General features: G+C 65.0%; 23 protein-coding genes. 8 read left to right on the top strand and 15 right to left on the bottom strand.

All coding sequences use genetic code 11. The features are described from left to right. Nucleotides 1–35: 35 nt before the first annotated feature. Together ACFXP9_RS02490 and scpA are read right to left on the bottom strand one after the other, a co-directional pair. Entirely contained in the window at nucleotides 36–1,205 is a 1,170-nt protein-coding gene (locus ACFXP9_RS02490) for a Hint domain-containing protein (RefSeq protein ID WP_397205571.1), read from the bottom strand. A 213-nt stretch (nucleotides 1,206–1,418) separates the two neighbouring features. Further along, nucleotides 1,419–3,563 (bottom strand): methylmalonyl-CoA mutase, encoded by a 2,145-nt coding sequence (scpA, locus tag ACFXP9_RS02495; RefSeq protein WP_397205569.1) that lies wholly within the window; start codon nucleotides 3,561–3,563, stop codon nucleotides 1,419–1,421. A gap of 56 nt (nucleotides 3,564–3,619) precedes the next feature. Here scpA and ACFXP9_RS02500 point away from each other — a divergent pair, with 56 nt between their 5' ends. Both ACFXP9_RS02500 and ACFXP9_RS02505 read left to right on the top strand, forming a co-directional pair. Next, a complete protein-coding gene (locus tag ACFXP9_RS02500) occupies nucleotides 3,620–4,165 on the top strand; it encodes a DUF4174 domain-containing protein (RefSeq protein WP_397205567.1) in 546 nt (181 codons plus the stop codon). Nucleotides 4,166–4,213: 48 nt separating this feature from the next. After that, the gene (locus tag ACFXP9_RS02505) at nucleotides 4,214–4,408 is read left to right on the top strand and encodes a hypothetical protein (protein ID WP_397205565.1); all 195 of its coding nucleotides are present in this window, start codon (nucleotides 4,214–4,216) and stop codon (nucleotides 4,406–4,408) included. Here ACFXP9_RS02505 and ACFXP9_RS02510 read toward each other — a convergent pair. The 9 genes from ACFXP9_RS02510 to ACFXP9_RS02550 form a co-directional block, all read right to left on the bottom strand. Beyond that, nucleotides 4,356–5,078 (bottom strand): hypothetical protein, encoded by a 723-nt coding sequence (locus tag ACFXP9_RS02510; protein WP_397205563.1) that lies wholly within the window; start codon nucleotides 5,076–5,078, stop codon nucleotides 4,356–4,358. The genes ACFXP9_RS02505 and ACFXP9_RS02510 overlap by 53 nt on opposite strands. Continuing rightward, on the bottom strand, nucleotides 5,075–5,950 hold the full coding sequence (locus tag ACFXP9_RS02515; protein ID WP_397205561.1) for a restriction endonuclease: 876 nt from the start codon (nucleotides 5,948–5,950) through the stop codon (nucleotides 5,075–5,077). Before ACFXP9_RS02515 ends, ACFXP9_RS02510 begins: the two co-directional genes overlap by 4 nt. A 44-nt stretch (nucleotides 5,951–5,994) precedes the next feature. Beyond that, nucleotides 5,995–8,040 carry an acetyl-CoA carboxylase biotin carboxylase subunit gene (locus ACFXP9_RS02520; RefSeq protein WP_397205559.1) on the bottom strand — a complete coding sequence of 682 codons (2,046 nt, stop codon included), beginning with the start codon at nucleotides 8,038–8,040 and terminating at the stop codon, nucleotides 5,995–5,997. A gap of 122 nt (nucleotides 8,041–8,162) precedes the next feature. Next, on the bottom strand, nucleotides 8,163–8,378 hold the full coding sequence (locus tag ACFXP9_RS02525; protein WP_397205558.1) for a hypothetical protein: 216 nt from the start codon (nucleotides 8,376–8,378) through the stop codon (nucleotides 8,163–8,165). A gap of 108 nt (nucleotides 8,379–8,486) precedes the next feature. Continuing rightward, a complete protein-coding gene (locus tag ACFXP9_RS02530) occupies nucleotides 8,487–8,729 on the bottom strand; it encodes a hypothetical protein (RefSeq protein WP_397205556.1) in 243 nt (80 codons plus the stop codon). A 159-nt stretch (nucleotides 8,730–8,888) separates the two neighbouring features. After that, nucleotides 8,889–9,284, bottom strand: coding sequence for a hypothetical protein (locus tag ACFXP9_RS02535; RefSeq protein WP_397205555.1), 396 nt, complete (start codon nucleotides 9,282–9,284; stop codon nucleotides 8,889–8,891). 108 nt (nucleotides 9,285–9,392) lie between these two features. After that, nucleotides 9,393–9,527, bottom strand: a complete 135-nt coding sequence (locus ACFXP9_RS02540; RefSeq protein ID WP_397205553.1) for a hypothetical protein — start codon at nucleotides 9,525–9,527, stop codon at nucleotides 9,393–9,395. Between the two features lie 235 nt (nucleotides 9,528–9,762). Beyond that, the gene (locus ACFXP9_RS02545; protein WP_397209956.1) at nucleotides 9,763–10,383 is read right to left on the bottom strand and encodes a DUF6497 family protein; all 621 of its coding nucleotides are present in this window, start codon (nucleotides 10,381–10,383) and stop codon (nucleotides 9,763–9,765) included. Continuing rightward, nucleotides 10,383–11,915 carry an acyl-CoA carboxylase subunit beta gene (locus ACFXP9_RS02550; protein ID WP_397205550.1) on the bottom strand — a complete coding sequence of 511 codons (1,533 nt, stop codon included), beginning with the start codon at nucleotides 11,913–11,915 and terminating at the stop codon, nucleotides 10,383–10,385. The genes ACFXP9_RS02545 and ACFXP9_RS02550 overlap by 1 nt, the downstream gene beginning before the upstream one ends. Before the next feature lie 192 nt (nucleotides 11,916–12,107). On the opposite strand from ACFXP9_RS02550, the gene alr reads away from it, so the two are divergent. From alr to ACFXP9_RS02580, 6 genes are all read left to right on the top strand, one after another. Beyond that, nucleotides 12,108–13,148: an alanine racemase gene (gene alr / locus ACFXP9_RS02555; protein ID WP_397205549.1), complete on the top strand. Its 1,041-nt coding sequence runs from the start codon at nucleotides 12,108–12,110 to the stop codon at nucleotides 13,146–13,148. Nucleotides 13,149–13,159: 11 nt separating this feature from the next. Next, nucleotides 13,160–13,933, top strand: a complete 774-nt coding sequence (locus ACFXP9_RS02560; RefSeq protein WP_397205793.1) for an MlaE family ABC transporter permease — start codon at nucleotides 13,160–13,162, stop codon at nucleotides 13,931–13,933. Then, nucleotides 13,930–14,694 (top strand): ABC transporter ATP-binding protein, encoded by a 765-nt coding sequence (locus ACFXP9_RS02565; RefSeq protein WP_397205548.1) that lies wholly within the window; start codon nucleotides 13,930–13,932, stop codon nucleotides 14,692–14,694. Before ACFXP9_RS02560 ends, ACFXP9_RS02565 begins: the two co-directional genes overlap by 4 nt. A gap of 97 nt (nucleotides 14,695–14,791) precedes the next feature. Then, the gene (locus ACFXP9_RS02570) at nucleotides 14,792–15,922 is read left to right on the top strand and encodes a PhoH family protein (RefSeq protein WP_397205546.1); all 1,131 of its coding nucleotides are present in this window, start codon (nucleotides 14,792–14,794) and stop codon (nucleotides 15,920–15,922) included. Further along, entirely contained in the window at nucleotides 15,915–16,454 is a 540-nt protein-coding gene (gene ybeY, locus ACFXP9_RS02575) for an rRNA maturation RNase YbeY (protein WP_397205544.1), read from the top strand. Before ACFXP9_RS02570 ends, ybeY begins: the two co-directional genes overlap by 8 nt. Then, entirely contained in the window at nucleotides 16,451–17,401 is a 951-nt protein-coding gene (locus ACFXP9_RS02580) for a transporter associated domain-containing protein (RefSeq protein ID WP_397205542.1), read from the top strand. The genes ybeY and ACFXP9_RS02580 overlap by 4 nt, the downstream gene beginning before the upstream one ends. Before the next feature lie 160 nt (nucleotides 17,402–17,561). On the opposite strand, the gene ACFXP9_RS02585 is transcribed toward ACFXP9_RS02580, so the two are convergent. The 4 genes from ACFXP9_RS02585 to ACFXP9_RS02600 all read right to left on the bottom strand — a co-directional run bounded on the left by ACFXP9_RS02585 (nucleotide 17,562) and on the right by ACFXP9_RS02600 (nucleotide 22,058). Then, nucleotides 17,562–17,897, bottom strand: coding sequence for a putative quinol monooxygenase (locus tag ACFXP9_RS02585; protein ID WP_397205540.1), 336 nt, complete (start codon nucleotides 17,895–17,897; stop codon nucleotides 17,562–17,564). An 83-nt stretch (nucleotides 17,898–17,980) separates the two neighbouring features. Further along, the gene (gene guaA, locus ACFXP9_RS02590) at nucleotides 17,981–19,546 is read right to left on the bottom strand and encodes a glutamine-hydrolyzing GMP synthase (protein ID WP_397205538.1); all 1,566 of its coding nucleotides are present in this window, start codon (nucleotides 19,544–19,546) and stop codon (nucleotides 17,981–17,983) included. A gap of 158 nt (nucleotides 19,547–19,704) precedes the next feature. Further along, nucleotides 19,705–21,042: a branched-chain amino acid ABC transporter permease gene (locus ACFXP9_RS02595; protein ID WP_397205536.1), complete on the bottom strand. Its 1,338-nt coding sequence runs from the start codon at nucleotides 21,040–21,042 to the stop codon at nucleotides 19,705–19,707. Nucleotides 21,043–21,056: 14 nt separating this feature from the next. Further along, the gene (locus ACFXP9_RS02600) at nucleotides 21,057–22,058 is read right to left on the bottom strand and encodes a branched-chain amino acid ABC transporter permease (RefSeq protein WP_397205534.1); all 1,002 of its coding nucleotides are present in this window, start codon (nucleotides 22,056–22,058) and stop codon (nucleotides 21,057–21,059) included. Between the last annotated feature and the right edge of the window lie 13 nt (nucleotides 22,059–22,071).

Genomic DNA, 22,071 nt, shown 5'->3' on the forward strand with positions numbered 1-22,071 from the left:
CGGCGCGCCCCGGTGGCGTGCCGGGCCGCCCGCGTTCAGCCCCGCAGCCAGCTTTCCAGCAATGGCCGCGCCTTGCGCTGATGCGCGGCGGCGGCCTTGCGCCCCTGACGCCCGGTCAGGAAATCGCGGGCAGGCGCCATCGGCGCGGTGTCGGTGTCGGCCAGTTCGGGGAACAGCGATAACAGCTCGGCCCGGCTGTCGGCGGGCAGGCCCGCCAGCGCCATCTTGCCCGCGTAAAGGGTCTCGGTCAGGGCGCCTTCGGACAGCACGATCTGGTGGCTGCGGCACATGATGTGGTGATAGGTCACCGCCCCCGTATCCAGCCGGGCAATGCCGTTGACGCCTTGCAGATGTGTGGCCGCGACCAGCACCTGCGGGCGGTCGAACAGCCGCTGCACCGCGCGCGAGGCGATCATCACCCGGTGCTGCGGGCTGACCAGCAGGTCGCGATGCGGCAGCCCCGCCCCCAGCGCGCCTGCGGGAATGCGGATCGGCTGCCAGTTCGGATTTGCCGCCAGTTCCGCCGCCGACAGCGCCCGCCGACCCGTCCAGACCAGCGGCTGCGCGCCCTGATCCAGCGTGGTGACGGCATCGCCGGGGCGCAGATCCTCGACCCGCAGCGGACCGTTCGGGGTGTCGATCAGCGTGCCCGCGGCAAAGCATTGCAGCGAGGCATGGGGCACATAGGTGCTGTTGTCGAAAACGCCGCGGGTGGCGGTCAGCCACTGACCGGCAGGCGGATAGATGATTGTGCCATCCGGCTGCGGCAGCACCAGCAGGTAATAGCCGTTTTCATTGGTCTGAATGGCGTAATCGTCATTCAGATCGACATCCAGAACCGCAATGTCATAGCTGTTCTGCCCGTCCGAGACAGTGAATTTGAAGTCATAGATGATGGAACGTTCCGCCCCATACAGCGTCGTGGTCTGCGCGTAGGGTCCGTATTTGCCATGGTTGTTACTGATATAGTCGTCAACATTGGCATCGTTATTGCCAGCAACGCCTGATGGCTGGTCGCCATTGAAATTCACGGAACCTGCTGCGGCCTCGTTCACCGTCATCGGGCTGCGGGTGCCGTTCCACTGGAAAAGATCGCCCTGCGATACATTGCGGTAATTGATATAAGTATAACCGCCATACCCATCCGGCCGCGCCAGCGTGGTGGATGATCCCAGAATCGCATTGTCATACTGGAACTGGGGCATAATGAACCATTTTGTCTGTCAGTTAACGGATGCGATCCGCCGAATATGCGGTGCATGGGCGCAGGGCAAGGCGTTTTTCAAAACCGGTTCGTTTTTTCCACCAAACGATGAAAAAATATCTTTCATCACAATCTGGATGTGTTCGGTGCCCTGCCGAAAACCGGGCCGCGTCGGCGGCCCGGTGGAAAGGGTGTCACCCTGTCGGTCGCGGGGTCAGCCGTTGCGGGCGGCGCGGACCAGATCCATGATTTCGCGCGCGGCGGCGGGGATGTTGGTGCCCGGCCCAAAGATCGCCTTGACGCCTGCCTTGCGCAGAAAGTCGTAATCCTGCTGCGGGATCACGCCGCCGCAGATGACGATGATGTCTTCGGCCCCGCGTGCCTTCAGTTCCGCGATCAGTTGCGGCGCAAGCGTCTTGTGACCGGCGGCCTGACTGCTGATGCCGACGATATGCACATCGTTGTCGATGGCATCCTGCGCGGCCTCGTCCGGGGTCTGGAACAGCGGGCCAACATCGACGTCGAAACCGATATCGGCAAAGGCGGTGGCAATGACCTTGGCGCCCCGGTCATGGCCGTCCTGACCCATCTTGACCACCAGCATCCGGGGACGGCGGCCTTCCTGTTCGGCAAAGGTTTCCACATCGCGCTGGATCTGGGCAAAGCCCTCGTCACCCTCGTAGGCGGCGCCATAGACACCGGCCAGCGTCTTTACCTCGGCGCGGTGACGGCCGAACACGTTTTCCATGGCCATGCTGATTTCCCCAACAGATGCACGGGCGCGGGCGGCTTCGACCGCGGCCTCCAGCAGGTTGCCACCCTCGCGGGCGCGGCGCTCGACCTCGGCCAGTGCGGCGTCGCAGGCGGCCTGATCGCGGCTTTCGCGGATCATTTGCAGGCGGTCGATCTGGGACTGGCGCACCTTCATATTGTCGATGTCCAGAATGTCGATCGGGTCCTCTTTATCCTTGCGGTATTTGTTGACGCCGACGATCACCTCTTCGCCGCGGTCGATCATCGCCTGACGGCGCGCGGCGGTTTCCTCGATCCGCAGCTTGGGCATCCCCGAGGCCACGGCCCTGGTCATGCCGCCCATTTCCTCGACCTCTTTGATCAGCGCCCATGCTTTTTCGGCCAGCTCGGCGGTCAGGCTTTCGATGTAATAGGACCCGGCCAGGGGATCGACGACATGGGTGATGCCGGTTTCCTCTTGCAGGATCAGCTGGGTGTTACGGGCGATCCGGGCGGAAAATTCGGTGGGCAGGGCGATGGCCTCGTCCAGGGCGTTGGTATGCAGCGACTGGGTGCCGCCAAGCGCCGCCGACATCGCCTCATAGGCGGTGCGGATGACGTTGTTATAGGGGTCCTGTTCCTGCAAGGACACGCCCGAGGTCTGGCAATGGGTGCGCAGCATCAGGCTGCCGGGTTTTTGCGGGTCGAATTCGGTCATGATGCGGTGCCACAGCAGCCGCGCCGCCCGCAGCTTGGCGATTTCCATGAAGAAATTCATGCCGATGGCAAAGAAGAACGACAGTCGCCCGGCGAATTTGTCGACATCCATGCCCGCCGACAGCGCCGCGCGCACATATTCGCGCCCGTCAGCCAGCGTATAGGCCAGTTCCTGCACCAGGTTGGCCCCGGCCTCTTGCATGTGATAGCCCGAGATCGAGATGCTGTTGAACTTTGGCATCTCGTTACTGGTGTATTCGATGATATCCGCGATGATCCGCATACTTGGCTCGGGCGGATAGATATAGGTGTTGCGGACCATGAATTCCTTCAGAATGTCGTTCTGAATGGTTCCCGACAGGACCGAACGGTCATGGCCCTGTTCCTCGCCGGTGACGATGAAATTAGCCAGAATCGGGATCACCGCGCCGTTCATGGTCATCGACACCGACACCTTGTCCAGCGGGATGCCGTCAAACAGGATCTTCATGTCCTCGACGCTGTCAATGGCAACGCCCGCCTTGCCGACATCGCCCACCACGCGCGGGTGATCGCTGTCATAGCCCCGGTGCGTCGCAAGGTCGAAGGCGACCGACACCCCCTGCTGGCCGGCATCCAGCGCCTTGCGGTAAAAGGCGTTCGATTCCTCGGCGGTGGAAAAGCCGGCATATTGGCGGATGGTCCATGGCCGCCCGGCATACATCGTCGCGCGCGGGCCGCGGGTAAAGGGCGCGATGCCGGGCAGGGTGCCCATATGCGCCAGCCCCTGCGTGTCATCGGCGGTATACAGCGGCTTGACCTCGATCCCTTCCAGCGTGTCCCAGTTCAGGCTGTCGGGGTCACGGCCTTTCAGTTCTTTTTCGGCCAGCTTGCGCCAGTCGGACAGGGTGGGTTTCGGATCATTGCTCATGGTCGGTCCTTTCGCAGGTGGCCCCGGCGCCTATATTAAGACGAAACGAGGTGCCGATGAAACTGAATGGGTTAATATTCGTGGCGGCTGTGACCGCGCTGGCGGGGCAGGGGCTGGCCATGGGGGGCGGCGACAAGGTGCCGCCGCCGGTGGCCGTGCCGCACCATGACACCGCGCCCGACAGTGCGCAGGTCACGCCCGGCCCGTCGCGCCCGGTCGGGGCGCTGGCCCCGCAGGATGATTTGCGCATCATCGCCGCGCCTGACGCCCCACAGGATTTCCGCTGGCAGGCCCGGCCCGTGGTGGTCTTTGCCGATACGCCCGACGACCCGGCCTTTACCGAACAAATGCGCGAGATCACCCGCAATCCGCTTGCCCTGGTGGAGCGCGATGTGGTGGTGATCACCGATACCGACCCGGCGGCGGGGTCAGACTGGCGCAAACGGCTGAAACCCAATGGTTTTGCGGTGGTGGTGATCGACAAGGACGGGCAGGTCAAACAGCGCAAGCCGATCCCCTGGTCCGTGCGCGAGATTTCCCGCGCCATCGACAAATTCCCCCTGCGCCGGCAGGAAATCGGCCGCGCCGGCCTGTTGCCGTGATTGCAATTTGCGCCCGCCGCCGCCATATTGAACCTGACGGAGGTTCGCATGACTGACATCACCGCATCCCGCCCGGTCCCGGCGCAGCCGCCGCGCAAGGGCGAACGCCCGGCACTGCGCCCGGTGGTTAAGCCCGCACAGGATGCTGCCCGCGCGGCCCGTGATGCCATGATTGCCGAGGCCGAGCGCATCATGGGCGTGTCCCCGATTCTGGGCGTGACGGGTCCGCCGCCGGGTTACTGACCCCGGCATTCCCGGTCCCGGTCCCGGTCTTGACCTCCGCAGCGCTGACACCCCCGGCGTTTTCGCTGCCGACCGTGCGTTCCCCAGCGTCGCTGACCCCGGCATTCCCGCCCCCGGCTGGCCGCGCCGCGCGTCCGGTGCCGTCCATATTCGCCGCAATCGCCAGCATGGCGGTCTGGCCCATCTCCAGCGCCTCCAGCCGGAAGGTGACGTAATTGCGATACATATCGGCGGCCCGCGCGGCGCCGACCCTGTCCACATCCAGCGCGCGCAGATCCGCAATCGCGGCGCCGATCACGTTCAGCTGGCTGTAATACAGCACCAGCGGGTCGATCGTGTCGCGCGGCAGGACGTGAATATCGGCCAGAATGGCGCGGAAAATGGCGTCATTGGCCTCGGTCGGGATGGTGGGAAAGTAACCCGGCTCACCCTCGATCCGGGTGGCGATCCGTTCGCCATATTCCGCTAGGTCATAGCGCCGCAACGCCGCCACATGGGCACGGATTTCCGCAAACAGCGCGCGCTGAACATCGCGCACCCGTTCCGCCCGCAGCCGCGCATCGCGCCGCCGCACAGCCATGCCGTTCACCACCCAGCCCACAGCCACAAAGCCCCCGGCAATCAGGGCCTGAAAGACGCGGGGGTCAAGGATGGCATCGCGCAGGGTCATTCAAAGAAACTCTCGTCCAGTTTCGACACTGGAAAGCTTTCCACCACGCGGCAGCCGACCGAATGGCGGATCATCAGCCGCGCCAGCTCGGCCCCGTCGATCATGACGATACGCCTTGACAGCTTCGCCGCCGTGTCGCGCGCGGATGCCGTGAAATGCGAGGTGGTGACGAAAATGCCCTTGGTCACGTCCTGCATCGCCAGCGCGCCAAAGAAATCGCGCATGGCGCCCGACCCGACCGGGTTGCCGGGGGCATAGCGTTTGGCCTGAAAATACACCTGATCGACGCCAAGCGGATCAAGATTGACCACGCCGTCCACCCCGTCATCGCCCGATCTGCCGATGGCGCGGGCGGTGTCGTCGCCCTCGCCATAGCCCATGCGGGTCAGCAGATCGGTAATGGCGGCCTCGAAAAAGGCGGGTGGGGCGCTGTGCAGGCGTTCAAGCAGTTCAGCGGCAAGGGCCTCGGTGATCTGGCTGTGGGCAATACGGATGGTCTCATCCGGGGTGGCATCGTCGGGCGACGCAGGCTTTTGCGGCCTTGCCGTGGCCTTATCGGTGACAGACTGCAAGAACGCCCGGTTCAGAATTTCGGGCGGGTTGGCCAGCACCGCGCGGCCGCGGTCGGTTACTTCGTATAGCCCTCGTTGTAAGCGATTAAGAAGACCGGAGCGCGCCAGATAGATAACCGCCCAACTCAAGCGGTTGGTCAGTAGGGTCTGGCGCCCGCTACTAATCATCTCGGAGCGGTCTTCGGTTGAAAGTTGCAGAGCATCGGCAATAATCGTGCTGAGTTCGGAAACCGTGCGCGGCCCTTCGGCGCTGGCGCGCAGGGCCGGAAGCATCAGCATCTGAAAGGTTGGAACGGCCATGTCTGCCCCTTGGGAATCGCTGGCCTTGCGGCCCGCGCGCTGTCTCATTCGAACTCGATAATCACATCATCGACCTTCAGGCTTTCGCCCGGCGCGGCGTTGATCTTTTTGACCACGGCTTTCTTTTCGGCGCGCAGGATGTTTTCCATCTTCATCGCCTCGACCGTGGCCAGCGCCTGACCTTCCTGCACCTCGTCGCCCTCGGCCACGTTGATTTTCACCACCAGACCCGGCATCGGGCACAGCAACAGTTTCGAGGTATCAGCCGCCTGTTTTTCCGGCATCAGCCGCGCCAGTTCGGCGGCGCGGGGGCTGCGGACGCGGACCTTCATATCGGCCCCGCGCAGACGCAGGCGATAGCCCGAGGTGATCTTGTCCACCTTCATCACCAGCGGCTGGCCGTCCACCCGCAGCCGCGCCAGCGACTGACCGGGCACCCAACCGGATTCGACGCGCAGATCCTGCCCGTCCACGGTGACGGTCGCCCCGTCACGGTCGGCCTGAATGCGAACCGGGAATTCGGCCTTGTCGATGGTGACGACCCAATCCGAGCCGACCTTGCGTTCATGGTTCCCCAGCCGCCCGGTGATGCGGGTGCGGCGGATTTCGGCCACGCGATACATCGCGGCGGCGGCGGCCACGACGCGCAGCTGCATCGGGCGCGGCAAATCGACCCCGGCAAAGCCCTCGGGGTATTCCTCGGCGATAAAGGCGGTGGTCATGTCACCGGCGATGAATTTCGGGTGATCCATCACCGCCGACAGGAAGGGCAGGTTATGGCCGATGCCCTCGACCTCGAACCCGTCCAGCGCCTCGCGCATGGTCTCCAGCGCGGCGGCGCGGTCCTGACCCCATGTGCACAGCTTGGCGATCATCGGGTCATAGAACATGCTGATTTCGCCACCGTCATACACGCCGGTGTCATTGCGCACCGCGGTGTCACCCCGCGCCGCCGCGTCGTTCAGCCATTTGCCGCTGTCGACCATCGGCCCTGCCGCGACCTCGGCCGGGGGGGCATAGCGGGTCAGCCGCCCGATCGAGGGCAGGAAGTTGCGATACGGGTCCTCGGCGTAAAGGCGGCTTTCGATGGCCCAACCGTTGATTTTCAGGTCGGATTGCGCGAAGGGCAGCGTTTCACCGGCGGCGACGCGGATCATCTGTTCGACAAGGTCGACGCCGGTGATCAGCTCGGTCACCGGGTGTTCCACCTGAAGGCGGGTGTTCATTTCCAGAAAATAGAAATTGCGCCCGCCATCGACGATGAATTCCACCGTCCCGGCACTGGCATAGCCCACGGCCTTGGCCAGCGCCACGGCCTGTTCGCCCATCGCCTTGCGGGTGGCTTCGTCAAGGAAGGGGCTGGGGGCCTCTTCGATGACCTTCTGGTTGCGGCGCTGGATCGAGCATTCGCGTTCGTGCAGGTAAACCGCGTTGCCGTGCTGATCGGCCAGCACCTGAATTTCGATATGGCGGGGCTGGGTGACGAATTTCTCGATGAAGATCCGGTCGTCGCCAAAGCTGTTGGCGGCCTCGTTGCGCGACGATTCAAAGCCTTCGCGGGCCTCCTGGTCGTTCCAGGCGATGCGCATCCCCTTGCCGCCGCCACCGGCACTGGCCTTGATCATCACCGGATAGCCGATCTGCTGGCTGATCCTGACGGCCTCGTCGGCATCCTCGATCAGGCCCATGTAACCGGGAACGGTGCTGACGCCGGCCTCTTGCGCGATCTTCTTAGAGGTGATCTTGTCGCCCATCGCCTCGATCGCCCTGGCGGGCGGGCCGACAAAGATCACACCTTCCTTTTCCAGCGCCTCGGCAAAGGCGCGGTTTTCCGACAGGAACCCATAACCGGGGTGAACCGCCTGCGCGCCGGTCTGGCGAATGGCGTCCATGATCTTGTCAATGACGATATAGGACTGGTTCGCCGGGGGCGGGCCGATATGGACGGCCTCGTCAGCCATTTTCACATGCAGCGCGTTGCGGTCGGCATCCGAATACACGGCGACTGTCTTGATGCCCATCTTGCGGGCGGTCTTGATGACGCGGCAGGCGATCTCGCCCCGGTTGGCGATCAGGATCTTGTCGAACATGGCTGTCCCTTGGGTTTCTGGGTGGCGGTTATCGGGTGAAATGAAAAAACGCCGCCCCGGTATGCGACCGGGACGGCGTGAAAAGATCTGGGGTGCGCGACAGGGCGCGCGGGCCGAAAGCCTTACTGGCAGACGCCGACGTCGTTGCACAGCGCGCCAGCGGCGCCGCCGATGGCCGCGCCCGCAAGGACGTTCTTGCCGGCAAGGTCGGCAATGACCGCACCGGTGCCCGCACCGATAAGGGCGCGGTCGGTATCGGTCGGCTGGATGTTCTGGGTGCAGCCGGCGACACCGGCAAGCCCGGCCAAAGCGGCACAAAGCACAAGCGTTTTACGCATGGGATACGTCCTTGTTCAAAAGCCCCCTGCGGCCTTGCAGGGGGGCGGGGGTGTCGGTCAGCGCGCGACCCCGCCGCCAGGTTGCGGCGCGGTCGCGGCTGATATCGGTCAGTAACCGCTGCTGGCGCAAACGCCGGCGTCGTCGCACAGCGCGCCGGCGGTGGCGCCAAGCGCGGCCCCGGCAACGATGTTTTCGTCAAAGGCTTTCGCGGCGACGGCACCGCCGACCGCGCCAAGCGCGGCGCGTTGCGCATCAGCGGACATATAGGGCTGGCCACCGGGCGCGCAGGCCGACAGGGTGGCAGCAGCGGCGACAACGCCGCCAAGGCGGAAAAGGGTGGAAACGTGCATGGTTCACTGCCTGTTTGTTGGCGCCGCTGGGGCGCGGTTAATCCTGAATGCCCGTCCAGTCTGGCACGAAACATCCGATCACGGAACTGACAAGAGCGTGAAAAAGTTGCAAGCTGCAGGGCCTGAAACCCCCGTATTTGCGGCGGAAAGACGCGCATGTCAGTCCTCCCACCCGTCATCGTCGTCGTCCCAGTCGAATTCAGGCGCCCCGTCCTTTTGGAAAAGCTGCGGGAAATTCGCCTCGGCGCGGGCCATGTCGACGCGCAGCAGCTGGTCATAGCTGGTCGGGTCCAGCGGTCCCACCGCCACGACCTCGCGTCCCAGCAGCCATGACAGGCGCCCGGCATCCAGATTGCCGCGTTCAAAGGGTTCGCCACCGAAATGCGCGATCAGCGCGGCCAGAAAGCCCTCGTCTGCGCGGCGGTCGGCGGGTGCGCGGTCGCGAAACCGTTCACGGGCGACCAGTTTGGTGGCGCCCTTCTTGTTGGCGCGACGGATAATGAATTGGAAATCACTGCTGGGCAAACGGCCCGGAAAACCGCGATGTTTCAGCATGATGCCCCCTTTCTGATGGTCAGGGGGCGGGGGCCGGCGTAAAAGATCAAGGGGCCGGCATCGCGAAGGCGCGGGCCGGAACCTGCCGGCCCACACCCCCTGCGGCGATTACTTGCCGTATTTGCCCTGGAAGACGGGCTCTTGGGTGACGGCCGGCTGAACCATGACCGGCTCGGGCTGTTTGGGTGCGCAGGCGGCGACGAAGGCGACCAGAACGGCGCAGAAGGCGATTTTCTTGGACATGCGAGGATGCTCCTGTTGTGCGGGGCATGGCCCCGGCTGCTCGATTGACGGGCGGATGTCATATCCGCCGCCGCAGGCATCTTACGCTGCCCGCGACCGCCGCCATAGATACCGTCTGGGGCCGCAATCACAAGCCGCCCGCGCTGTGGCGTGGCTGCATCACAGCAAGCATCCGCCGATCGCCGGGCGTCCAAAGCTGTGCGGGTTGGGCCAGCGGGGCGGACGGGCAGGCGGGTCATGCGGCCTCCCACAGGCAGGCGTCCTGACCGGCGGGCAGGTCATAGGCCTCGAATACCTGAACCATCTCGGGGTTGACGGCGCCGAACAGGGTGGGGCGGTCGGCAATGCTGATGACGATCTCCACCGGACGCGGCGCCGGGGCGGCAATACGCGGCAGGGCGTAATGGCGGCACAGCCAGATCATGTCATCCTGAAGCGCCATCAGTGCAGGGTCCGGGGTGTCATCGGCGGGCAGGGCATCGCCGGCGCCCGCGTCCCCGTTACGGGCCAGCGGCAGCGGCGACGCCTGTGGTGACAGGGTCACCGTCACCTCGTCCGGGGCATCGGCCAGCCCGACCTGCCATGTCACCGGGTCGTCCAGAATGGCCATATCCTCATCGCTTAACCGGCTGCCCGGCTGTTGCGCGGGCGCGGGCAACAGATCCGCCAGATGCGGTGCCACGAACCGGAAGCGATAGGTCAGCCCATAGGTGCCGGGCGCGGTATGCACCACGTCCTGCCAATAGACCGTCATGCCCGACGGGACGGGCAGGGCGGTCTGGGTCACGTCCTCGGCGGCGGCTGGTGCCGCCACCATCAGACCCGCCGCCATGGCAAGGCTTGGCGAGAACCGCATCACAACGGAATATTGTCGTGTTTCTTCCACGGGTTGGACAGCTTCTTGGTGCGAAGGCTGGCCAGTGCCCGCGCCACCCGCTTGCGGGTCGAATGCGGCTGGATCACCTCGTCGATAAAGCCCTTTTCGGCAGCCACGAACGGGTTGGCAAAGCGCGCCTCGTAATCGCTGGTGCGGGCGGCGATCTTGTCAGCGTCACCCAGTTCCTTGCGATACAGGATCTCGACCGCGCCCTTGGCCCCCATCACCGCGATTTCCGCCGTCGGCCAGGCATAGTTGAAATCGCCGCGCAGATGCTTGGACGCCATCACGTCATAGGCCCCGCCATAGGCCTTGCGGGTAATCACCGTCACTTTCGGCACCGTCGCCTCGCCATAGGCGAACAACAGCTTGGCCCCGTGTTTGATCACCCCGCCATATTCCTGGCTGGTGCCGGGCAGAAAGCCGGGCACGTCGACCAGCGTCAGGATCGGGATCTCGAACGCGTCGCAAAAGCGCACAAAGCGGGCCGCCTTGCGCGAACTGTCGATATCCAGCACCCCGGCCAGCACCATCGGCTGGTTGGCGACGACACCGACGGTCTGGCCTTCGATGCGGATAAAGCCAATGACGATATTGCCGGCGAAATCCTTCTGGATCTCGTAAAAATCGCCCTCATCCGCGATTTTGGCGATCAGCTCTTTCATGTCATAGGGCTGGTTGGGGTTGTCCGGGATCAGCGTGTCCAGACTTTCCTCGATCCGCGCCGGGTCGTCGAAAAAGGGCCGCACCGGGGCCTTTTCGCGGTTCGACAGGGGCAGGAAATCGAACAGGCGGCGGATCTCGGTCAGGGCTTCGACATCATTGTCAAAGGCACCGTCGGCCACGCTGGATTTTTTGGTATGGGTGCTGGCGCCGCCCAGTTCCTCGGCGGTGACGACCTCGTTGGTGACGGTCTTGACCACGTCCGGGCCGGTCACGAACATATAGGACGTGTCGCGCACCATGAAGATAAAGTCGGTCATCGCGGGCGAATAGACCGCCCCCCCCGCGCATGGTCCCATGATCACGCTGATCTGCGGCACCACGCCGCTGGCCATGACATTGCGCTGGAACACCTCGGCATAGCCGGCAAGGCTGGCGACGCCTTCCTGAATGCGCGCGCCCCCCGAATCGTTCAGCCCGATCACCGGGGCGCCGTTTTGCAGCGCCATATCCATGATCTTGCAGATCTTTTGCGCATGGGTTTCCGAAAGCGAGCCGCCGAAGACGGTGAAATCCTGGCTGAAGACATAGACCATGCGGCCATTGATCGTGCCCCATCCGGTCACCACACCGTCCCCGGCGGGGCGGTCGGCCTCCATCCCGAAATCGGTGCTGCGATGGGCGACGAACATGTCGAATTCTTCAAAGCTGCCTTCGTCCAGCAGCAATTCGATACGTTCGCGTGCGGTCAGCTTGCCACGGGCGTGTTGCGCCTCGATCCGGTGCGCGCCGCCGCCAAGGCGGGCGGCCTCGCGGCGTTGTTCCAGCTGGTTCAGGATGTCTTTCATCACAGCCCCCCATTCGTGATATGGTCGCACAATAGTCACACACTGGCGGCCCGGAAAGCGAAAATGCGAATATTTGCAAAATACCGCGTGGCCTGACGTTGCAAAATGCAAACATGCTAAAATCCGCCGGTCGGGCGCGGCCCCGGTTCTGGGGCCTTGACGCGGTGGCGTCCGGGGGCCAATCCAGACGCCATGACAGACGCAGTGCTTACCATTGATCTTGACGCCATCGCCGCCAACTGGCGCGCGCTGGCCGGTCTTGCCCCCGCTGCCCGTGCCGGCGCGGTGGTCAAGGCCGATTCCTATGGCCTTGGCGCGGCCCGCGTGGCCAGCCATCTTTACGAACAGGGCGCGCGCCACTTCTTTGTCGCGCTGGCCGCCGAAGGGCAGGCGATTCGCCATCATATCGGGGATGACGCACAGGTGTTCGTGCTGTCCGGCCATATGGAGGGCGCGCCCCTTGAAGGGCTGGTGCCGGTGCTGAACAGCCCGCAGCAATATTTCCGCGACCGCGCCACCCGTGCGGGCCGCCCCTTTGCCATCCAGCTGGATACCGGCATGAACCGGCTGGGGTTTGAGCCCGATGAATGGGCGGGCCTGCGCGATGAAATTCTGGGTGCCGGGCCGTCGCTGCTGATGTCGCATCTGGCCTGTGCCGATGCCCCCGGCCACCCGATGAATGCCCGGCAACTGGCCGCGTTTCGCGACATGACCAAGGACTGCGATGTGCCGCGTTCACTGGCGGCGACGGGCGGGGTTTTGTTGGGACCGGATTATCATTTCGATGTCACCCGCCCCGGCATTGGCCTGTATGGCGGGCTGCCTTTTGCCGATGCCCGCCCGGTGGTGACGCTGTCGCTGCCGGTCATCCAGACCCGGATGGTCGCGGCGGGCGAAACCGTGGGCTATGCCAACAGCTGGACGGCGGCGCGCGATACCCGCGTGGCGACGGTCGCGGCGGGCTATGCCGACGGTATTTTGCGGGCGTTGTCCAGTGACGGCCAGACACCGCGCCTGTCGCTGATGGCGGGCGATCTGGCCTGTCCGGTGATCGGGCGTGTCTCGATGGATCTGCTGACGGTCGATGTGACGGCTCTGGCTGACATCCCTGCGGCGCTGGACCTGCTGTCGCCGCATCAGCCGGTGGACCGCGTGGCCGATGCCGCCGGCACCATCGGTTACGAGGTGCTGACCGCCCTTGGCCACCGCTATACCCGCCGCTATGCGCCGTGAGGGTTGACCCGCTGGCCCCTGTCCGCCTGACCGGCCGCGCCACGCTGGCGCTGGTGGCGGGGGGGGGTGCGGTGACGCTGTTCGCGGCTCGCGGGCTGGCCGGGGTGCTGCCGCTTGGCGGGCGGGCCTATCCGCGCGCGCTGGCGGCGCAGTTGCTGCATATCGGCTGGCTGTCGCTGCCGGTGGTGGGGCTGACGGCGCTGTTTACCGGCGCCGCGCTGGCCTTGCAGATCCATTCTGGCGGCGAACGGTTTCAGGCCGCCGATGTGGTGCCCGCCATCGTCGCCATCGGCATGGTGCGCGAACTTGGCCCGGTGCTTGGCGGGCTGATGGTGGCGGCGCGGGTTGCCAGTTCCATCGCGGCGGAACTGGGGACGATGCGCGTCACCGAACAGATCGACGCGCTGGAAACCCTGTCGACCGACCCGATGCGCTGGCTGGTGGCGCCCCGGCTGTGGGCCGCGATGCTGGCGGTGCCGCTGTTGGTCGGGGTGGGCGATGTGATCGGGATTCTGGGCGGCTTTCTGGTCGGCACGCAAAGCCTGGGGTTCAATCCCACCGCCTATCTGTCCAATTCCTGGGCCTATCTGGAACGCTGGGATGTGCTGTCGGGGCTGGTCAAGGGCGTGGCCTTTGGGCTGATCGTGGCGCTGTCGGGCTGTTGGTTCGGGATGCGCGCCGGGCGCGGGGCGGCGGGCGTGGGCCGGGCCACGACGCAGGCCGTGGTGGTGGCGGCGGTGGGCATTCTGGCGGCGAATTTTGCGCTGACGGGGATGTTCTTTTGACCCCTGAATTGCAGATACGCGGCCTGTCGCGCGCCTTTGGCCGCAAGCCGGTGCTGGACCGGCTGGACCTTGACGTGGCGCGCGGCGAAAGCCTTGTCATCATTGGCCAGTCGGGGACCGGGAAATCGGTGCTGCTGCGTTGTATCCTTGGGCTGGAACGCGCCGATGCCGGTCAGCTGCTGTGGCGCGGCCAGCCGCTGACCGGGGCCACGCGCGCCGCTTTCATGGCGCATTTCGGGATGCTGTTTCAGGGCGCGGCGCTGTTTGACAGCCTGTGCGTCTGGCGCAATGTCGCCTTCCGGCTGTTGCAGACGATGCCCGCCGCCCGCGCCCGCGCCATCGCGCTGGACAAGCTGGCCCGTGTCGGCCTGTCCGCCGATGTCGCAGATCTGATGCCGGCGGAACTGTCGGGCGGCATGGCCAAGCGCGTCGGTCTGGCCCGCGCCATTGCCGCCGACCCGCAGGTGATTTTTTTCGACGAACCGACCACCGGTCTGGACCCGATACGCGCTGCGATGATCAACCGGCTGATCCGGGGGATCGTGACCGAAACCGGGGCCACGGCGATCACCATCACCCATGACATCGGTTCCGTCCGGGCGATTGGCGACCGGGTGGCGATGCTGCATCACGGCGCGCTGCACTGGCAGGGCGCGGTGGCACAGATGGACCGGGCGGATGACCCTGAACTGCGGGCCTTTCTGGATGCCGCCGCGGGCGCGGACCTGCCGCCGCGTGGGGATGCTGTGACAGAATCATGAAACTTTTCCCCAGGATCAGGCATTTTGCCTTTGCGCCCTTGTGCGAATCCGTCCGTATTGCCAATTTATCCGCATAAGACCTTGACCGGAGAGTAATTTGGGTTCCACCCCGCCGACCCCCGCCGCCTCTGCCGAAACTCTGATCGAGTTTCCCGACAACCGCCTGCTGATCGACCTGTGCGGTCCCCATGACCGTCACCTTGCCCGGATCGAGGAAGCCCTTGGCGTGCATGTCCTGCGGCGCGGCAACCTGCTGGCCGTTGTGGGCGAACCCGACGCGCAGGCCGAGGCGGCGCAGGTGCTGCGCGGCCTTTACGCCCGGCTTGAGGGCGGGCGCAGCGTCGAGATGCCCGAGGTCGAGGCCGCCCTGCGCATGGGCCCCGCGCCGGTCGCGGATGCCCCCGCCACCCCGACCGAACAGCTGGAAATGTTCGCCGCCGGCCCGATCGAGCTGCGCACCCGCAAAAAGACCATCGAACCCCGGACCGAGGCGCAGAAGGATTACGTCCGCAGCCTGTTTGCCAATGAGCTGGCTTTTGGCATTGGACCGGCGGGGACCGGCAAGACCTATCTGGCGGTGGCGGTCGGTGTGACCATGCTGATCGGCGGCCATGTCGACCGCATCATCCTGTCGCGCCCGGCGGTCGAGGCCGGGGAACGGCTGGGGTTCCTGCCCGGCGATATGAAGGAAAAAGTCGACCCTTATATGCAGCCGCTTTACGACGCGCTGAACGATTTTCTGCCCGCCAAACAGATGGCAAAGCTGATCGAGGAAAAGCGGATCGAGATCGCGCCGCTGGCCTTCATGCGCGGGCGCACCCTGTCCAACGCCTTCGTGGTGCTGGACGAGGCGCAAAACGCCACCACCATGCAGATGAAGATGTTCCTGACCCGGCTTGGCGAAGGCTCGCGCATGGTGGTGACGGGCGACCGCACCCAGATCGACCTGCCGCGCGGCATAGAATCGGGGCTGGTCGAGGCCGAGCGTATCCTGAAGGGCATCAAGGGGGTGGGGTTCAATTACTTTACCGCCTCGGACGTGGTGCGCCACCATCTGGTGGCCCGCATCATTGAAGCCTATGACCGCGACATGGTCCAGAACCCGCGCCCGGTCGAGGGCCAGTATGCCCCCCGCCGCAACCCCGGCAGTTCCGCCCGCGCCCGCGCGGCTGCGGATGCTGTCGCACCGGCACCTGCCACAGCCGGCGATGGGGATGGCAATGCCTGACCTGTCGGCTTTTTTCGATGATGACGACGATGAACCGTCCGGTCCCGTCGATCTGGTGATCGAGGACCCGCGCTGGGACAGCGCCGGGCTTGAGGCGCTGGCACTGGCGGCATCGGCGGCGGTGTGCGGATTTCTGCGGCTGGACCCGGTGCCCTGTGTCGTGATCATGGGCTGTGACGATGCCCGCATCGCGGCGCTGAACGCGCAGTTTCGCGGCAAGGACCGCCCGACAAATGTGCTGTCATGGCCCGCAGTCGCGCATCGGCCGCACGCGCCGGGCGACTGGCCCGATATGCCGCAGGTCGCCATGTTGGGCGATATTGCCATCAGCTTTGACACCTGCCAGCGCGAGGCCGCGCAGCAGGCCAAGCCGGTCGATCACCACGTCACCCATCTGTTGGTTCACGCCATGCTGCATCTGGCCGGGTTCGACCATGAAAACGACCCCGATGCAGAGCGGATGGAAACCGTCGAGCGCGACATCCTGCGCCAGATGGGCATCAACGACCCTTACCAAGAGATCCAGGAATGAACGCCGAGCAACGCGACACCCCCGCCCCCCTTTCAGACGATCAGGCCGGACGCGTGGCGGCCAGCGTTGCCTCGGACCCGGCGGACTGGTCGGATGGGGTGGGGGGCGACGGGCGTGACCTGCCGGCCTCGAAAGGGTTTCTGGGGCGCCTGTTCGGGGCTTTCGGTTCGGGCGAGGACACGGACGCGCAGGTTGAAGACCACCCGCAACAGCCCGCCAGCCCGTCCGGCGCGGTGCCGGGCATGGTCAATCTGCGCCGGTTGCGGGTCGATGACGTGGCCGTCCCCAAGGCCGAGATCATCGCCGCCCCCATTGACGTGAAGCTGCCCGATCTGGTCGAGATGTTCCGCGAACACGGCTTTTCCCGCATCCCGGTGTTTCGCGGCACGCTGGACAGCCCGCTGGGGCTGATCCACCTGAAAGACCTTGCCCTGCGCCACGGTTTTGGTGCCGCCCCGGCGGGCAAATTCATGCTGCGCCCGATGCTGCGGCCCTTGCTGTATGTGCCGCCCTCGATGCCGATCGGGGTGTTGTTGCAGCAGATGCAGCAAAAGCGCAGCCATATGGCGCTGGTGATCGACGAATATGGCGGCGTGGACGGGCTGGTGACCATCGAGGACCTGATCGAGCAGGTCGTCGGTGAGATCGAGGACGAGCATGACGAGATCGAGGGCGGGCTGTTGCAGGCCGAAAAGCCCGGCCAGTGGGTCGTGCAGGCGCGCGCCGCCCTGTCCGATGTCGAGGCCGAGACCGGCCTGCCGCTGACGGATGAAGAGGAAGAGGAAATCGACACCATCGGCGGGCTGATCTTTATGCTGGCCGGGCGGGTGCCGGTGCGTGGCGAGGTGATCGCCCATGAAAGCGGCGCCGAGTTCGAGGTGCTGGAGGCCGACCCCCGCCGCATCAAGCGGGTGCGCCTGCGCCTGCCCGCCACGCCGCAGGGCTGAGCGGGGGCGCAGGCGGCCGCGATTATGCGCAGGGGGGCGGCGCAGGGGGGGCGCGGCACAGGGGGGTGCGGTGCAGGGGCGCTGCCCCTCTGGCCCCTGCGGGGCCATTCACCCCGGGATATTTGGGCCATGATGAAGGCCCGTCAGCTTTGACGATCTGTCAGGTTTCGCGGAAGATGTTGAAGTCACGTTCGATATCGGCGGTCTGACGCGCCCATTCGCTGTTGCGGGTGCGGGCCTGATGGTCCTCGAACGCGGCCTGATCGGTAAAGCGTTCTTTCACATGCCAGATCAGCGGATCGTCGGTTTCGGTGACTTCGAACATTTCGCAGCCCGGTTCGGCGCGGGTCAGGCGGATATGGTCGGGCAGGTATTCCCTGACGCGGTCGGCCTGTTGCCCGCTGTCACAGATCAGACGCCCCGACACGGTGATGGTTTCCGTCGCCGTATCAATGGCGCTGCCAAGTTCCAGATCGTGGTCCACGGGGTTTTCCATCTTCTGTCCCTTTTATGCGTCGGTGCGGCAGAAACGCGCGGCTGTAAAGGAAAACCCCGCCACGGGGGCGGGGTTCCTTGAGGTCATTCCCACTCGATCGTGCCGGGCGGTTTGGAGGTGATGTCATAGGTGCAGCGGTTGATGCCCTTGACCTCGTTGATGATGCGGGTCGCGGTTTCGCCAAGGAAGTCATGGGTGAAGGGGTAATAATCCGCCGTCATCCCATCTACCGAGGTCACCGCCCGCAGCGCGCAGGCATAGTCATAGGTGCGTCCGTCCCCCATCACACCGACCGTGCGCACCGGCAGGATGGCAACGAAAGCCTGCCAGATGTCATCATAAAGCCCGTGCTTGCGGATCTGGTCGATGAATACGGCATCGGCCTTGCGCAAGATCTCCAGCTTGTCGCGGGTGATTTCGCCGGGGCAGCGGATGGCAAGGCCAGGGCCGGGGAAGGGGTGGCGGCCGATGAACTGTTCCGGCAGGCCCAGTTCGCGACCCAGTGCGCGCACCTCGTCCTTGAACAGTTCGCGCAGCGGTTCGACCAGTTTCAGGCCCATCTTTTCGGGCAGGCCGCCGACATTGTGGTGCGATTTGATCGTCACCGAGGGGCCGCCGCTGAAGGACACGCTTTCGATCACGTCGGGGTAAAGCGTGCCTTGGGCCAGAAATTCCGCGCCCTCGATCTGGCCGGCATATTTCTGGAACACGTCGATGAACAGCCTGCCGATGGTCTTGCGCTTGACCTCGGGGTCGCAGACGCCTTCCAGCGCGCCGATGAACAGGTCCGACTCCTGCGCGTGGATCAGCGGGATATTGTAATGCTCGCGGAACATTTTGACGACATCTTCGCCCTCGTTCAGGCGCAGAAGGCCGTGATCGACGAAGACGCAGGTCAGCTGGTCGCCAATCGCCTCGTGGATCAGCACGGCGGCAACGCTGCTGTCGACGCCGCCCGACAGACCGCAGATGACCTTTTTGTCACCGACCTGTTCGCGGATCTTGCGGATCGCCTCGTCGCGATACGAGGCCATGGTCCAGTCGCCGGTAAAGCCCGCCAGCCGGACAAAGTTTTCCAGCATGATGCGGCCATTCGGGGTGTGGTGCACCTCGGGGTGGAACTGGACGGCATAGAAATGGCGCCCGGTATCACCGACAATGGCGAAGGGCGCGTTGGGCGAGGTGCCGATGACCTGAAAACCCGGCGCCAGTTCGGTGACGCGGTCGCCATGGCTCATCCAGACTTCTTCGCGGCCCGAGGCATCCTCGAACAGGCCGGCAAAGATGCCATCCAGACGGTGCCCCTGCGCGGGGCTGACAAAGGCGCGGCCAAATTCGGCGTGATGGCCCGATTCGACGCGACCGCCAAGCTGGGTTATCATCACCTGCTGGCCATAGCAGATGCCAAAGACCGGGATGCCCATGTCAAACAGCCCCTGCGGCGCGCGCGGGCTGTCCGTGTCGGTGACCGAGGCCGGGCCGCCCGAAAGGATGACGGCCTGCGGGGCGAAGCGTGTCAGGAAGGCGTCATCCACCGTGTTGAAAGGGTGGATTTCGCAATAGACGTTCAGCTCGCGCAGGCGGCGCGCGATCAGCTGCGTCACCTGAGAGCCAAAGTCGATGATGAGAAGGCGTTGATGCTGGGTCATGGCTGGCCTTTAGTCGGTGCCGGGTCGCAGGGCAAGGGGGCAGGCGGGGGAAGGGCGTGGTCAGGCCGCCGTGGCGATGGCGCAGGTGGCGTGGCCGGATTTGGGTATTTGGGCAACGAAGAAGGGCGGACCGCGTAACCGGCCCGCCCGCTTGGGAGTTATTTTTCCGGGACCAGCCCGCGCGGGGCAAAGCGCAGTACCAGCAGCAGCACCGCGCCCATGGCGATGAAGCGCATATGGGCCGCGCTGTCGAGCAGGTGATCCTTGAGTCCGCCGGCAGGCAGCGGCGCGGTCAGCGCGGCGATCAGGTTGGGGCCCCAGATTTCGGCCTTGATCCACAAGAACCAGATCAGCAGCGCGCCGATCACCGCGCCCCAGTTATTGCCCGAGCCGCCGACGATCACCATCACCCAGATCAGGAATGTATAGCGCAGCGGGTTATAGCTGGTCGGCGCCATCAGCCCGTCCTGGGTGATCATCATCGCCCCGGCCAGCCCGATGACAGCCGAGCCGATGATGAACACCTGAAGGTGGCGTCCGGTGACATCCTTGCCCATGGCCTCGGCCGCGGTTTCATTGTCGCGGATGGCGCGCATCATCCGCCCCCAGGGCGATTTCAGCGACAGTTCCGCCAGCAGGATCAGCGCGATCAGCACCAGCGTGAACAGCCCGGCATAGCACAGCTTGACCCAGATGGCCGATGCCTCGGCGGCGGAAAAACCCCATGCCTGCGCGCGGGCGACGAAGGCCGGGTCCTGTTGCAGCGCCAGCTCATAGGGGACGGGCCGGGGGATGCCGCTGACATTCTTGACCCCGCGCGACAGCCATTCCTCGTTCTTGAGGACGGCGACGATGATTTCCCCGATCCCCAGCGTGGCAATCGCCAGATAGTCCGAGCGCAGCCCCAGCGCCACCTTGCCGACCGCCCATGCCGCCGCGGCGGCAAACAGCGCGCCGACCGGCCATGCCACCAGCACCGGCAGGCCAAGCCCGCCGATATTGCCGTATTTGGCGGATTGGTTGGCCTCGATCGCGATGACGGCGGGGTCGAAAATCTGGCGATAGATGACAAAGCCCGCGATCAGGATGGCCGCCACGGCCAGCCCGCGACCCTTGGGCAGGCGGCGCCATGCGAAGGCAGCCAGCGCCAGCGTGCCCACACCCGCCGCCAGCGCCAGCAGCACACGCGGCCCGCCCGCAGACCATGCGCCCGGCACCGGCGGGACCGAGACCAGCACCGGGGCCAGCCCGCCAATGGCCAGAAAGCCCACGACGCCGACATTGAACAGCCCGGCATAGCCCCATTGCATATTCACCCCCAGCGCCGTGATCGCCGAGATCAGGCCCATATTGAGGATGGCCAGCGAGGTGTTCCACGAGCCGGAGAACATGCCGTTGCGCACCGTGCCTTCCAGCACGAACAGCACCGCAAGGATGGCAAACAGCACCGGTGCGCGCCAGATGCTGCTGGTTTCGGCCTGACGATTGGTCGCCATGATGGTGCCCTTTCTCAGACGGATTTGCCGCGGAACAGGCCGGTGGGCCGGAACAGCAGGACGGTAATCAGGATGACAAAGCTGACCGCGAATTTGTATTCGGTGGACAGCAATTGCAGCAGGCTGTCGGATTCAAAGCCCAGATATTTTGCCACCAGCTTCCACGGATAGGTCAGCGCGACCTCGGAAAAGGCGACGACAAAGCCGCCGGCGATGGCCCCCAGCGAGCTGCCCAGACCGCCGACAATGGCGGCGGCGAAAATCGGCAGCAGGATCTGGAAATAATTGAAAGCCTTGAAAGATTTATCCAGCCCATACAGCACGCCCGCGATGGTCATCAGCGCGGCGGCAATGATCCATGTCAGGCGCACCACGCGTTCGGGGTCGATGCCCGACAGCAGGGCCAGATCCTCGTTATCGGCATAGGCGCGCATGGCCTTGCCGGCCTTGCTGCGGTTGAGGAACCGAAACAAGGCCCAGACCGTCAGCACCGCGACGACCAGCGTCAGCAACTGGGTGGTTTTCAGGGCCAGCCCCTCGGACAGGCCGGACCATGCCCGGAAATCGCGCACATTGATCACGAACCGGGCGCCATCGGCAAAGCGGATCTCGTCCACGCCGATGACCAGCCGGGTCAGGCCGTTCATCAGGAACATCACCCCGACCGAGGCCATGACCATCACGATCGGCGCCGCCCGCACCCGGCGGTAATAGCGATAGACCACGCGGTCGGTCAGCAGCACCAGCGCCGCCGTGCCCGCAATCGCCACCGGCAGCGCCAGCAGCGCGGTCGGCAGTGGCCCCAGGCTGATGCCAAGCGCGCCAAGGCCCCAGGTCAGCAAAATGGTCAGCGCGGTGCCAAAGGCCATGGTGTCGCCATGGGCAAAGTTCGAAAACCGCAGGATGCCATAGATCAGCGTCACCCCCAGCGCCCCCAGCGCAAGCTGCGCGCCATAGGTGCCGGCGGGAATGACGATATAGTTCAGCATGGCCACAAGGGCGTTGAGGATGTCCATCAGCGGGCCTCCT

Source organism: Paracoccus jiaweipingae (assembly GCF_044335505.1).
Classification (GTDB): Bacteria; Pseudomonadota; Alphaproteobacteria; order Rhodobacterales; family Rhodobacteraceae; genus Paracoccus.